General features: G+C 39.0%; 8 protein-coding genes and 1 pseudogene. All 9 read left to right on the top strand.

Annotated elements, in window-relative coordinates; genetic code table 11:
• The first annotated feature begins 249 nt into the window (after window positions 1-249).
• The 9 genes and pseudogenes from G608_RS21295 (at window position 250) to G608_RS0114265 (ending at window position 13,738) form a co-directional block, all read left to right on the top strand.
• Window positions 250-2,709, top strand: coding sequence for a hypothetical protein (locus tag G608_RS21295; protein WP_051209366.1), 2,460 nt, complete (start codon window positions 250-252; stop codon window positions 2,707-2,709).
• A gap of 25 nt (window positions 2,710-2,734) precedes the next feature.
• The gene (locus G608_RS24435) at window positions 2,735-2,905 is read left to right on the top strand and encodes an excisionase (RefSeq protein WP_081677437.1); all 171 of its coding nucleotides are present in this window, start codon (window positions 2,735-2,737) and stop codon (window positions 2,903-2,905) included.
• 120 nt (window positions 2,906-3,025) lie between these two features.
• Window positions 3,026-4,222 (top strand): annotated as a pseudogene (locus tag G608_RS21290) (integrase DNA-binding domain-containing protein).
• A 422-nt stretch (window positions 4,223-4,644) separates the two neighbouring features.
• Window positions 4,645-4,950: a helix-turn-helix domain-containing protein gene (locus G608_RS21285; RefSeq protein WP_035795734.1), complete on the top strand. Its 306-nt coding sequence runs from the start codon at window positions 4,645-4,647 to the stop codon at window positions 4,948-4,950.
• A 20-nt stretch (window positions 4,951-4,970) separates the two neighbouring features.
• Complete coding sequence (locus tag G608_RS0114285; RefSeq protein WP_026496615.1) at window positions 4,971-5,999, top strand: Wadjet anti-phage system protein JetD domain-containing protein; 1,029 nt, start codon at window positions 4,971-4,973, stop codon at window positions 5,997-5,999.
• A 64-nt stretch (window positions 6,000-6,063) separates the two neighbouring features.
• On the top strand, window positions 6,064-7,611 hold the full coding sequence (locus G608_RS0114280; RefSeq protein WP_026496614.1) for a hypothetical protein: 1,548 nt from the start codon (window positions 6,064-6,066) through the stop codon (window positions 7,609-7,611).
• Window positions 7,608-8,315, top strand: a complete 708-nt coding sequence (locus tag G608_RS0114275; protein ID WP_026496613.1) for a DUF6063 family protein — start codon at window positions 7,608-7,610, stop codon at window positions 8,313-8,315. Before G608_RS0114280 ends, G608_RS0114275 begins: the two co-directional genes overlap by 4 nt.
• Window positions 8,299-12,678, top strand: coding sequence for a hypothetical protein (locus G608_RS0114270; RefSeq protein ID WP_026496612.1), 4,380 nt, complete (start codon window positions 8,299-8,301; stop codon window positions 12,676-12,678). Before G608_RS0114275 ends, G608_RS0114270 begins: the two co-directional genes overlap by 17 nt.
• A 52-nt stretch (window positions 12,679-12,730) precedes the next feature.
• Entirely contained in the window at window positions 12,731-13,738 is a 1,008-nt protein-coding gene (locus G608_RS0114265; RefSeq protein WP_026496611.1) for a virulence RhuM family protein, read from the top strand.
• Window positions 13,739-13,917 lie beyond the last annotated feature (179 nt).

Raw genomic sequence — 13,917 nt, 5'->3', positions numbered from 1 at the left:
TGGGACACGATCCCTTTAGACACGGAAGGTTCACCATCATAGTTGATCAAAGGGAAAATAGCCTTTATAGAGCAAACAAAGGGATGCTTTATTAGTGCTACCTTCAATCAGCTATTCAGTATATGATATATGACTATTCATCACCTCTGGCTCCTGTTAAAGAGGTATATCAACAAACAAAAAGCTCATAAATACTGAAATTTGAGCTTGAAATTATAGGAAGGAGAAGAGAATCAACTATATACTGATTTGAAAAATCAGTATTGTTCCGAAATTAAAGAGAATGAAATAGTAGAAAAGCTTTATTCTCTTGAACTTGTTGATTGGTTTAAAAACGAAATAACCAAGATTTCAGACCAAAGTCTTGGTAATTATATTTTATACTACGTTTTGTTTGAAAAAAGGTTGGTGAGCATCGAAGGTCTAATAGCTATTTCGTTCCCACGATACAAGAATAAAGCTGTTTATGCATTAAAAACTTTAATAGATATTTTTAATGCTGAGGATATTGCACGCTATGTAGAAAACTCCATTATTTCTGCGTGGGATAATGCTCCTGATGGGCACGACATGGAGTATTTAGAAGCTTTTCACCAGGTCAATCCGGATAAAGCATTGAGCGTTATAAAAAAGAAGATAGAGCAAGAAAAATTTGTGGATTTTGATATGCGTAGCTTTAATGTGGATTCTAAGAAGAACTTTCATGATATTTCGACAAAAGAAATTGGGATTCTTGGAGGATTCAAGTACACAGAATCATTTTATGATTCGATAGAGCTTCTTGTATCATATTTTGAAAAGCGGCCGGATTTAATAATGGATTTTTATTTTGTGATTTGCGAGCAGCTTCTTTATGATGAATACTCATGGAAGAACAAATATAAAAATGAAAATGTGTTAATGGATAGGCTTTGGGAAGCAACTGAGGAGGGGGAGAACTATAATTTCAGTATACTATACATCCATGTGGCACAATATGCCTTAAAAACAGAGTTTTCATATACGGAAGAAATTAGAAATCGCCGAGCTTTTAATTTTATTAGAGTGACGATTGGGTTCAGCAAAGAAATAGCGATGCTACGTAACAAGATATGGAGGGCGTTGGGAGTTCTGCGCTCTAAAAATGTTTACAGGGACTTAGTCAATGATATTCTTTCTGAGGTTCATTTTAATGGTTTAGATGAGAAGGATTCCATTGCCTATTTACAATCTGATTTGGACACGATTTTCACAGGGGTGATAAAAAAAGATGATATTGATTTCTATACTGCAAGAATAATTGATAGATACAGAGAAGTTGCTGGTCAGATAAATAGTTCGATTGATGAAAGATATCTGATTGCCGAGAATAATCGTGAATTCAGATTGTACAGGATTTTATCGAAAGAGCATCTAATCGGTAGAACTATTGAAGAAGATGAAATAATTCGGAAGACCAATATATCTGCGGAATTTGATTCATATAGTCTCGAAGACTATACTGAGTTGTTTAAAATATGCAATTTTTTACAGGATACGCTTGGCGAAAACAATCTCTGGTCTATAAGCAGGGGCCTTGATATAGTTTTTGAATTATTGGAAACAAAGCCAGATTTTTATGTAGATGTTATCAAAGAGTATTTCAGAAATAATGCTCCGTTCAGATTAAATGGCTATAGGCAAGTTGGATTTTTGCTTTCAAATATTGGGTACGACAAAACATATAATATTCTGAACGGAGCTGACTATCGGGGGAAAGATACATGGTTGTCTCTGATTTGGGAGTGTATAAACGATAATGATATCACAGAGACAGTAATTAGTGATTACAACGCTTTTACAGAAAAGAATTTGGTGGGAAATAATCCAATAGTACCTTCGGGTAGGGTATTATTAAGGTATGGTGAAAGAGATAATGGACTAAAGAATAGAATTCTTAACCAAATAGCAGAAAAAGCAAGCCTGTCAGCAGCATTTTTGGGATATGCTTATCGGGATGATGATATAAATGCTATTTTGGATCTATTCAAAGACAATTATGATACACTATCCCAAATCTACATGAATGCACTTGAAATTAGTGATCATTTGGATTACGGTGGAAAACTGTTTATCAAAATCTTTGAACAAAGACCGAGCATATGGAAACAGTACGTAGATTGGGTAAAAGACCATTTACATCGTGATGGATATGAACAAAAGATATTTGATCAGATTTGGGATACTGAGAAGTGGAAAGAGTGTATCGACTATGCATATTCGGTTATTGTAGATGATGACATAGCTTTTTTTATAGAGCATCCAGCTCGATTGCTTTTTGGCCGAGCAGAACGAGAAGAGGATGTTGTTAAAAACAGAAAGCGGCAGTGGCTTCTTGATAGTTTACATGAGAATTATGCGGATGTAGATAAATGCAGTAAGCTAATTGACGTGGTAGTTAACGTTATGCCTCAGTGGAAACAGGAGTTCATACTTGAGTATATTAAGGGAAACAAGAGTATTGAAGATTTCAAGAAGATTCATTTGTTTCCAATGTCAGCTTCGTGGTCAGGTAGTGAAGTGCCTTTGATATTAGACAAGATAGAATTTCTTCAGGATCTTAAAGAAAAAATGAAGGGTGTTGCCTATATTGAGCATAGGGAATACATCGATGAATATCGAAGAGACCTGGAGGAATATAAAAGAAAGGTCGAACTAATGGAGTATCTTGAAGAGGCTGATTATGCATAAGGAATACATTGGATAACGGTAATTCATCACCCAATCGATACAGGAAGCTGCTGAGTATTACGGGATTGGAGAAAAAAGACTTAGAAGTATTATATCAGAGCACTATAATGAGCCATTCATTCTTGAAATAGGATCGCATCAGCGTATAAAAAGAAGACTCTTCAAAGAGTTTCTTGATCAGGCAACGGCGGTATGAATAAACACATGAAATAATGAAAACAGAACAAAAAAAATACGTGGCAGGCGAACAACCCGATTGATATAATGTCAATGTCGGGTAGTTCGCCTTTTTTAATTGACAAGGAGGACTACTAATATGAGTGAAAAAAGAAAGGATAACAGAGGAAGAGTTTTACACAACGGAGAAATCCAGCGTAAGGACGGAAGGTATCAGTTCAAGTATATTGATGCCAACGGAAAAGAAAAATTCGTATACAGTTGGAGGCTTGACCACAATGATGCTACGCCACAGTGAAAAGTTAGAACTTTATCACTAAGGGAAATGGAACGTCAGATTCAGGCTGATCTGTTTGACAACATCGTTTCAAATGGCGGCAATATGACCGTGCTGGAACTTGTGGAGAAATACATTTCTACGAAGACTGGTGTGAGACCTACAACAAAGGCGGGTTATAAGACGGTGACCAATTTCCTGAGTAAGGATCCCTTTGGCAGAAAGCGCATTGATACAGTGCGCCTCTCAGATGCAAAATGCTGGCTTATCAAGCTTCAGGCAGATGGAAAGAGTTATAGCTCAATTCATTCTTTAAGAGGCGTCTTAAGACCGGCTTTTAAGATGGCTGTGGATGATGATTTGATCCGCAAGAGTCCGTTTGATTTCGAATTGGCATCTGTGATTGTAAATGACAGTCATACAAGGCTTTCGATAACCAGGGACGAAGAGAGAAAATTCCTTAAGTTTGTAAAAGAGGATCCTCATTTTTGCAAATACTATGAAGAAATCTATATTCTTTTCCATATGGGGCTTCGCATCTCGGAGTTTTGCGGACTGACTCTTGGGGATATCGATTTAGAGAATCACAAGATCAATGTGGACCATCAGCTTCAGAAGCGTGCACATATCGGATACTACATCGAGAGCACAAAGACTACATGCGGAACCAGAGTGTTGCCTATGACAAAAGATGTTGAGGCATGCTTTAGGAAGATCATCTCAGAGCGTAACGCACCCAAGGTTGAGCCGATAGTTGACGGGTATACCGGATTTCTGTACTACGACAAGGATGGAAGCATTACATACTCGCTTCACTGGGACCATTACTTTAAGCATATAGTGGAGAAGTATAATTCCATCTACAAGCTTCAGATGCCTGAGATTACACCTCATGTATGCCGCCATACCTACTGTTCCAACATGGCGAAGTCCGGGATGAATCCGAAAACGCTTCAGTATCTCATGGGACATGCGGACATCGGAACCACGCTTAATGTCTATACTCACGTGAATTTTGAGGATGCAAAAGCGGAGATCGAGAAGCTGAACGCTGTGTGAAAATCTTAAGGTGTAAATGACAAATAATTACACCTTACTTTACACCTTTTGCCGGTGTAAATATGCCCAAATATACATATATTATGCCGGCAAATGAAAATGAAAAAGGTGTTAAACCCCTGATAAAACAAGGAAAAACGATATGATAAAGGTACTTTTCGTCTGCCACGGCAGGATTCTGACATGTGCCTTGGAATGGCCTGTTTTAGTCACTTTCGGAGCAGATTATGTGAGATTTGCACCTCATTTGCACCTTTTGCTGTAACAATTTAAATCGGCTCCGATATGGCATGAATATTGAAAAAATGATAATTGGTTGAAATATGAAAAGATTTTGATGTCAGAAAAGCTGACATCAAAATCTTTTTATGTTATCATAAAAAAGTATTGTCAACCATAGTTTTGGGAAAAAGGTTTGTCGAATGAACAATTTGGGAAAAAGGCTAAGAGAAGCAAGAAATAATATACATATGCATCAAGCTGTTGCTGCAGAGAGTATGCAAATGTCGAGACCCACGCTCAGTGCTATTGAAACTGGTAAGAGACAAGTAACAGCGAATGAATTGGTACAATTTGCCGAGTTATACAAAGTTGATGTTAGCGAACTTTTGTATGAAAACGGTGATAGTAACAGAAAAAGGGTGATGGAGTATTATCAGAGATTTGTGGCTTTATCGGAGGAAAAGCAGATAGAAGTCATGCATTTTATAGATGATGTAGAAAGGTAATCGTTTTGGGGTGGGAAGATTTGAATATCAAGGAAAAGTTACTGGAGTATGGCAAGAAAACAATAACGTTGGAAGATATTAAGAATATTATGAAAATAAGCCTAATGGATGAACAGAGTGCGTATGAACAGATTTCGGAAATGATAATGGAAGAGATTATTGAACCGGTCAAGTCGTCAGGCAAAAACGGCAATATATGCTATCCGTTATATAAAAAATACAGGATTTTGATAAAAGAAGAGGCTGATAAGGACGCCATCGATGAAATAAAGAGGCTCCATCCTCTGTTACTGCAGAGCGGTTATCTGTCGGCTAACCCAATGGAATTTCAAAGGAACAGAGCTGTTATCGAAGGGCTTAGTGCCTTCTTGTTCGTGGATAAGGACGAGATTTTTGTATCCAGGAAAGAGCGTTCCTTTGAGATATTTGGACATGAAAAAACGCTTGATGACAGCATGGTCAAAGCTCTTTTACGAAAGCTGCAGATTACAGAGTCGGAGCTGAGATTCTATGATACCCCCGAGTACTGCTTTCATGATTATATTCCGGTCAGAAAGGAGCACATGATGCTTTTAATCTGCGAGAATAAGGATATCTGGTTTAATATCCGAAGGCGTATGTTTGAGGACGGCGTAAAAGGCCTGTTTGGGATACCAATTGATGGAGTTGTTTATGGCGAAGGTAACAAGGTTTCTGACAGAACAGGAGCACTTGAAGAGTATGTTAAATTCATGGGTGAGCCTGATGTGAAATTTCTGTACTGGGGAGACATTGACAGAGAGGGCTTTGACATATTCAGAAGGACTAAAGATGCCAATGACAGGCTTGATATATCTTTATTTGTGCCCGGATATAAGAAAATGATAGAAAGAGCAAAGAATATTGAACTGGAGGATAGTCCGTCTTCCAAGAAGCAGGGCATGCGTTTCGATGATCTTATCAATGAGTTCTCCGATGATGAACGGAACCTTCTATCGGACATATTTGAGAATAATAAGCTTATTCCACAGGAGATAATATCATATAAGTATTTGGAAGAAGGTTGCTAGTCGACCACAGCGAGTCACGAGCTGATGAGAGACTGTATCCGTAATGAAATGGAGGTGAAGATTGATGCTTCGTTCTGACATAAAAGAGATGCTTTCGGATTTTCAGAACAGAATGAAGTTTATTGATATCGTCAGGAGTATCACTGTTACAAGCTATCCGGATGATATAAAGAAGATGTTCGGTGGAGATTATGATTATATAAACAACCTAGTAGTTGCTGTTCTTTTGTATATCAAGGAACGTACTTTGAGTGACAGACAGTCCTGCACACTAAAGGATATTGCAGGATTTCTTGACAGCATAATTCAGATTGTTCCTGAAGAATATGAAATTGACACTTATAAACTTGCCGGTTTTATTGTTGTAAATGTTCTTCAGAATAACGGAAAGCTCATTGAATATAATACTTTTTACGCAGATTCAGAAAGCTTTAAGAAGATGCCAATCCGCCTTGTCAATGAGGAAAAGGGTTCATATCATCTGACAGATGATGTTTTTGATTTCCTTTACAGATCAAAAGAAATAGAGTCCGAACTGGATTATTCTGTAACACGCTTTAAAATGCAGGAATACATGAAACGCAAGAACTATTCTGAGGCTCTTTCACAGAGTAGGGAGCTGGTTGCCAGACTGCGCAACATGAGTCACAGCATGGATGATTTCATAATGCGATGCCGGGAAAACATTGCAAAAATAACAGTTGATGAGTACGAGAGAATAGTGGGCCAGTTCAGAAACCTTATGTATGATGAGCAGAAGGAACTGGAAGAAATTCAGAAGAATGCCCGCAAGGAGGCAGAGGCCATAAGGAGCGCACTTGATAATGGTGCTGATACTGAAGAAGCCAGGAAAAATCTGAAATCTCTTAATGAAATCAATAAGAATCTGGATATTACCATATTGGAGCAGCGGTCCCTTATTAATGCCAAAAGCTCTGTTTCGGAAAGTTATAAGCAGATGCTGCGGGACAGCTTTGTTATAAAAAGCTTTGAACGTATGAACTTTGAGCAGGACATTATGGTGAAACTCCGAAAAATGGGAGATGGACTGGGGGATGCAGTATATACAATCATGGAGCCGCTACTCAGTCCGGAGTTTGATAAGAAATTCAGTATAGAAAACTTCTATGCAGCCTGCGGAACCATAAGTAATGAGGAAGAAGACAAGGGGCTCAGCATAGATGATGCTGACATAAAAGCTGAGGAACTGGGCAGGAAAAGAAATGAAATATACATGGAGATATGCACAGCGTTTTTTGCATTTCTTCAGAAAGAAAGCTCTTTTGAGATAAAGAAGTTCATAAGGACGCTTTCAATGGATGAACTTATGAAATGGAATAAGGAAAGCGCTCTTCCTAATACACTTATGACCATATATCAGAAAAGAGAGATTGATTTTGAGGCGCTCCATGGCGATGAGAGTTTGTTTGCTAAAGAACCACTTGGCGAGTTCGACCTTCTCTGGGTTCTTAGCAATATACCACAGAATTATCTGAACATGAAGAAAATAACATTTTTTACATCTGATCAGAAATGCGAGTTTACTGTGGATGATGGGGAAACGCAGGTGACAATAGAAATGACTAATTTTACAGTTGAGGTAGAACGATGAATAAAAATGCGCTTAAGCTTTATCATGAGCTTATGAAAAAAGGCTGGATTGACCGCGATGAAAACAGCGTATTATGGAGCTTTGTAGAGGATCCGGAAGCAAGGGATGAACTCGATCAGATGGGTGCAGAACTTGGATTTGAAATAATGCCTGCACAGAACAGAATATATATGGTCCCAACCCAGGACAATGATCTGTTTCTTAAAAACAATATTGATTACAGGTCTGATATCAAGGCAGGCAATGATGTAAGGACGAGGGACCTGTATCTGCTAAATTATCTTGCTATTTACATTTTGTATATATTCTTCAAGGGTGAGGGCTCAGAGGCACTTGTCAGAGACTTCATCACAAAAGAAGAGCTTATAAAGGAGTTTACCGATCACTGTCTTAGCGTAACTCAGAAGGGCGTAGATGGTGAGGATAAGGCAGAAGACTTCAGTGAGAGCTTTTACATGCTGGCTGAGGACTGGCTCGGTAAAAAGGAAGGGGATCCGACAAGCAGAAGAGTAGATGACCGTTATGGTGTTGTAAATAAAATCATTCTTAAGCTTCGGGCAGATGATCTTTTTGTAGAGGGCGATGATGGAAGAGTGGCTCCAACAAGGAAAACAAAGGATCTTATGCCATATGTACTTCAAAAAGAGCGTGTTCGGGTAATAAATGCATGGATTGAGGGGGATTCACATGCCACAGATAAATAAGATAAGGATTGTAAACTTTAACTATAATGATGGCAACCGTTTTATCCCTGATGAATTATATGATCTTTCCTCAGATAAGGGAGAGGCGCTTAATTCACTGTTTAACCTGAATAATGGTGGCGGTAAGACAGTCCTGGTACAGCTTATGATGCAGCCTGTGCACCCCAGGGCAATGGCAGGTGGAAGACATATTGAGGATTATTTTGGCCGCCCAGGAGATCATTCTTTTGTACTTATAGAATGGAATCTGGACGGAAGTGATGACAAGCTTCTGACAGGTATTGCCATAGCCGGAAGTGCCAGCGAGAACACTGATGAGAGCCTGAGGGGAAATAGCATCAGGTACTACACCTTTAAGACTGTTTATGAAAACAGTTATTCTTCCTACAGTATAGCGGCTTTGGAGCTTTCCAAAAATGAGAACGGGAAGTATGTACCTGCACCTTTTGCCTATGTAAGGGAAAAGGCTAAGGCCAGCAGAGGTATTCTGGAAGTTTATTCATCCGATGAAAGTACTAAATGGACGAAAGAGCTTTCCGAATATGGTATTTACAGATCTGAGTGGGAAACGGTAATAGAGGCTCTCAACAAGGATGAAGGTGGACTGAACCAGTATTTTGATGACGCAAAAACATCTGACAAACTGATCGCCAAATTCTTTATTCCGGCAATCGAGAATAAAATGAAAAGTGTGGCTTCAAGCGGGACGGATTCCTCTCTTGAAACCATGCTTATCAACTATGCAAAGAGAATCTCAGAAAAAGAAGCTGTAATCAGGGAAAGAGATACAAATAGAAGATTGATTGAAAAATTGTCGGATCTTGGTAAGGTGAGCGACAATCTTTATAATGCGGGGGAAAAATTATCGGATAGTATAGGTGAGGTCTGTGGTTTTAAGGCTTCCATTGGCAGGAAAATCGGGACCATAGATGAAAGTATATATGGAACTGCAAAGGAGATCCATAGTGTAGATTCCAAGATCAGACATATAGAACATGAGGAAAAATCCAAAGAATACTACGAAGCCAGTGGTGAATATGAGGAAGCTGCTAATGCTCTTTCGGATGCAAAAGAAGCTCTCAATCAATCCAGGGAAGAAACAAGAGTAAAAAAGCATGCTGAAGAAATACTGCAATCTGCAAGGCTTTACAGGCAGATTTTAGAGGCTGACAGCCAGATAACGGCATATAAGAAACTTATTGAGGAAAAAGAAAACAATTCTAAGGATGCGGAAACTGTAGCAAAGCTGAAATACTCTTGCCAGTTGAAGGCCAAAAGTGAAAGCGAAAACCTGTCACAGAGTATTGCCCAAAAGGATGAACAGATTCAGAGTAAAAATGTTGAGCTCAATGATAATAAAGATGAAATGGTAAAGTCTGAAAAGCTATGGAGTGATGCGAAGGAGAAACATGCGCAGTTTACTGCCAATCTGAGTGCTTCAAAAGATAATACTGATGCCAAAGTTAATGCATTAAAAATTGAAGCGGTAAGAATGCTGGACGGATTTTACTCTGAAAAAGATATAGAAGATGTGCGGATTAAGCAGGATGCTAATCGTGAGCAAACTGCCGTCTCCATAGCAAAAATCCAAAATGAAATAAATGCTATGGATGACAGGAAAAATGAGATCCCTGATGAACTGGCTGATGTAAAGCTTAAACTTGGCAGGTTGTCAGAAGAGAAGAAAGTTGCTGAGGATGCGCTTTCAGAATACAGAACACTATTGGATTCACTTATACATATCTGCAGCAAATATAGCCTTGAAAATAGCACTATTTTTTCCGGTCGTCTAAAAAGTGTACTGCAGGAAGAAATAGAAATGACCGGCGCAAAGATCAGAAAGCATGGGCAGGACAAGCAGTCTTTGGAAGAAAGGCTTACGGCAGCGAAAGAAGGTCATGTTCATATTCTGCCGGATATCATGAAATATGTGGTGTCCACAGGAGTGGGGTGTCAGACCGGTGAAGAATATATTACAGGTCTTTTAGAAAATGTTGCCATTTCGCAGGAAAAAGCCAAGGATATTATGGAGCGACACCCGGAATTTGCATTTTCACTTCTTTTCAATAATGAAAAAGATATGGAAAAACTTCTGGCGGCGGGGAATGTGGAGTGGCTCCCTGCCTCTGTTCCGCTTTTTACTATGGAACAGGTGAATTCTCTTATGTCAGGGAACATGGAAAGTGCTTCTCACCTGGCTGCTTATGACAAAGAATATTTTGCTGACAGATCAGGTTATTATGGCAGATTGGAAGATGAAATAAGAGTCAAAGAGGAAAAGTTGCAGCGTCTTAACGAAAGGCTGCGGGACAGTGAGGAAGAGAAGAAACTCGTAGAAAAGTTTGATTATTCTGAGGACTGGAGCTCTTTACAGGAAAAAGCTATTGCCGAGCTACAGGAGAAAATATTTTCTTTAGAGGGCCGAAGGAAAGAACTGGAAGAAGAACAGGGGAGGATAAAGGAAAAAATTGATGCCCTTAAGGATGATCTGAATCGTGAAGAAAAGCGTTTGCATGACCTTACCGTGTGGCTTGAGTCATTTGCTGAACTCAGTATAATGCTTGCCAAGGAAAATGAGTGGTATACAAAAGCACAGGAAGCATATGTTGCCCTGAAAGATGCAGAAAGCTCATATAAAAAGGTATGTGATACGGTGGCTAAGTGCCAGGATGAGCTGACATCATTTGAAAATGAACGTAAGCAGCAGGCTGATCACTTGGATCGCGTCCGCACAGTTTTAGAGAATACGGGTAGTGCAAAGGAAGCAGAAATCGTTGAAGGATCATTGGAAGAACTCTACTCTCAGTACCAGACTCTTCTGGGGAGTCTCAGTGAAAGTCTGGATAATCTCAGAGTCTGCCTTAATAAATCGCAGCAGGACAAAGCTGAATATGAAAAAGAACTTGGTGATTATGAGTGTGAAAAGGCCGAATATGAAGCGGTCCATTTTTCATCTGAAGCCCTCAAGAATGCCAAGGATGCAGTGAGAGCAGCTTCAGAGAAAATGGAGAATGCCAGGTCCATATTTGGAGAATGTAATGTGAAAGAGGCATCTGCCAAGCAGAGATATGATGCAGCTGGGAAAGCACTTGAAGATTTTGACGGTGTAGCTCTTCCACAAAATGAGATAGGAGAGGATTTCAAAGCCAGAGTAAAGGCCGCCAAACAGGAGATAAAGCAGTTAAACGAAAGGAAAGATTCACTCGAGCAAGAAAAGCATTCATTGGAGAGAATCTTTGATCGAGTAGGAGACGTCTTAAAGCCTATTCAGTTTGGAAACATAATAAAGACAGTTACTCTTTCCGAAAGACCGGATGTTCAGTGGGAGTCTCTACATGAAAATCTCATCCATGTAGAGAAAACCTTCCAGGATCAGAAAGAAAAGCTTAAGAGCAACATAAGAACAACAGTAGCTGAGTTTAAAGACATAGCACTTTCTGAAATAGTGAATAAACTTGCTGCCATCGGTGAGATGCTTGATGATTCAGGGATGAAGGGAGACCGGCTTTATACGGTCAGTGAGAGCATCAGTACAATGACAGCTTCCATAGAGAAGATTAACAGCAGGATTGAGACTGATCTAAGAGAAATTGAGAACGACTTTAATGATATCGTAGACCAGTGTATGAATCAGGGGAAGAGGATGTATCTTGACCTTCGTATGATAGCAGCCAGTTCAAAGGCTCATATTTTTGCGGGCAAGCCGCAGACGCAGATGGTAAAGATGGATCTTCCTGAGGAAAAAGAGATATCTGAGGAAGCATCAAAGGTTTCGATAAAGACTGAGATTGAGCAGGGGGCTAATGAGATAAAAGAGCTCCTTCGAAGCGGTGCGGAAGAAAAGCAGATCCAGAAACGCGCCAGAACTATAGTATCAAGTGAAAGGCTTCTTCATAAATATATACGCCAGGAATCCATAAAAATCAGAGTCTACAAGATTGATATGAACAGTGCAAACTCTGTATACAAGGGTTGGGAGGAGACACTTACACAGAGTTCCGGGGCTGAGAAATTTGTGGTATTTTTCTCAGTGGTACTGACACTCATGAATTATACTAGGTCATCAGCAGGGCTTGTCAGCAAAAACGTGGGGAGTGTGTTGATCCTTGATAATCCTTTTGGAAAAATAACTTCAGCGCATCTTTTGAAACCGATGTTTGATATAGCAAAGCACTTCAATGTACAGTTGATTTGCCTGTCAGATATAAATAAGAGTGATGTTGTTGGCTGCTTTGATTGCGTTATCAAGCTTGTTATAAAGGCACAAAACCTTTCAAACTTCGAAATAATGACGCATGAGGGTAATGAGAGGATAGAGCATGGCTACTATAAGATCATGAACGGACAGATGAGTTTGTTTTGATGATAAAGACTTTTTTATTTGTCTAAACATATTAGTTGGAGGTATTCATATAATGAATGAATATGGGGAAGTTATCATCTACCAAACAGATGATGGCTTAACGAAACTTAATGTAAATCTTCAAAATGAAACAGTATGGCTTACTATCGATCAAATGGCAGAATTGTTTCAGAGAGATAAATCAACAATCTCAAGACATATAAATAAGATTTTTAAAGAGGAAGAGTTGGTTAGAGAGGCAACTGTTGCATTTTTTGCAACAGTTCAAATTGAAGGTGGAAGAAAAGTTGAAAGAAACATAGAGTACTTTAATCTGGATGTTATTATTTCTGTTGGATATAGAGTTAAATCTAAGCGTGGTACACAGTTCCGAATTTGGGCAAATTCCGTACTGAAGGAGTATATCATTAAAGGATTTGCTATGGATGATGAGCGCCTGAAAGGTAATGGCGGTGGAAACTATTGGAAAGAACTATTAGATAGAATCAGAGATATCCGATCATCGGAAAAAGTTCTTTATAGGCAGGTTCTAGATCTTTATGCAACCAGCGTGGATTACAATCCAAGAAGTGACGAGTCAATCCAATTCTTCAAAATTGTTCAGAATAAATTACACTATGCAGCACATGGTCATACAGCAGCTGAAGTGATTTATGAAAGAGCAGATGCTGAAAAGCCATTTATGGGATTAACTTCATTTGCGGGTGAGTTGCCCGCACTTAAGGATATTGGAATCGCAAAGAATTATCTGAAAGAGGATGAACTAAAAATTTTAAATAATCTTGTATCCGGTTATTTTGACTTGGCGGAGATTAATGCAATAGAGCATAAACCTATGTACATGAGTGATTATGTTGATCAACTTGATTCGATATTGACTTCTGGAAATAGAAAACTATTAAGTGGACCAGGGAAAGTTAGTCATGAAAAGGCTCTTAGTAAAGCAAAGGAAGAATACAGGAAATACCAGGAGACAACCCTTTCGCCTGTTGAAGAAGAGTATATGAAGAGCATAAAAGATGTTGCAAAAGAAGCAAAAATACAAAGCAGGAAAAAATAGGGCTGCTTTACTTATGAGGACTTTTGCAACAGAATAGTTATGTCGGTTCAAGACCATCTATATTGCACCTTCACTTGCACCTTTTGCCGGTCAAACTATGCCAAATATTGCCAAGGATTGCCACGAAAATGAGAAAAATACGTTGGACAAAAATAGGCTTAAAGCCAGTAGATACGCAG

Source organism: Butyrivibrio sp. WCD3002 (genome assembly GCF_000424265.1).
GTDB lineage: Bacteria > Bacillota > Clostridia > Lachnospirales > Lachnospiraceae > Butyrivibrio.
This window is presented reverse-complemented; position numbering and strand designations above follow the sequence as displayed.

Excerpts from the sequence above, each read along its gene's own strand:
- G608_RS0114265 (WP_026496611.1), top strand. The coding sequence starts at position 12,731 with ATGAATGAATATGGGGAAGTTATCATCTACCAAACAGATGATGGCTTA.
- G608_RS0114270 (WP_026496612.1), top strand. The coding sequence starts at position 8,299 with ATGCCACAGATAAATAAGATAAGGATTGTAAACTTTAACTATAATGAT.
- G608_RS0114280 (WP_026496614.1), top strand. The coding sequence starts at position 6,064 with ATGCTTCGTTCTGACATAAAAGAGATGCTTTCGGATTTTCAGAACAGA.
- G608_RS0114275 (WP_026496613.1), top strand. The coding sequence starts at position 7,608 with ATGAATAAAAATGCGCTTAAGCTTTATCATGAGCTTATGAAAAAAGGC.
- G608_RS21285 (WP_035795734.1), top strand. The coding sequence starts at position 4,645 with ATGAACAATTTGGGAAAAAGGCTAAGAGAAGCAAGAAATAATATACAT.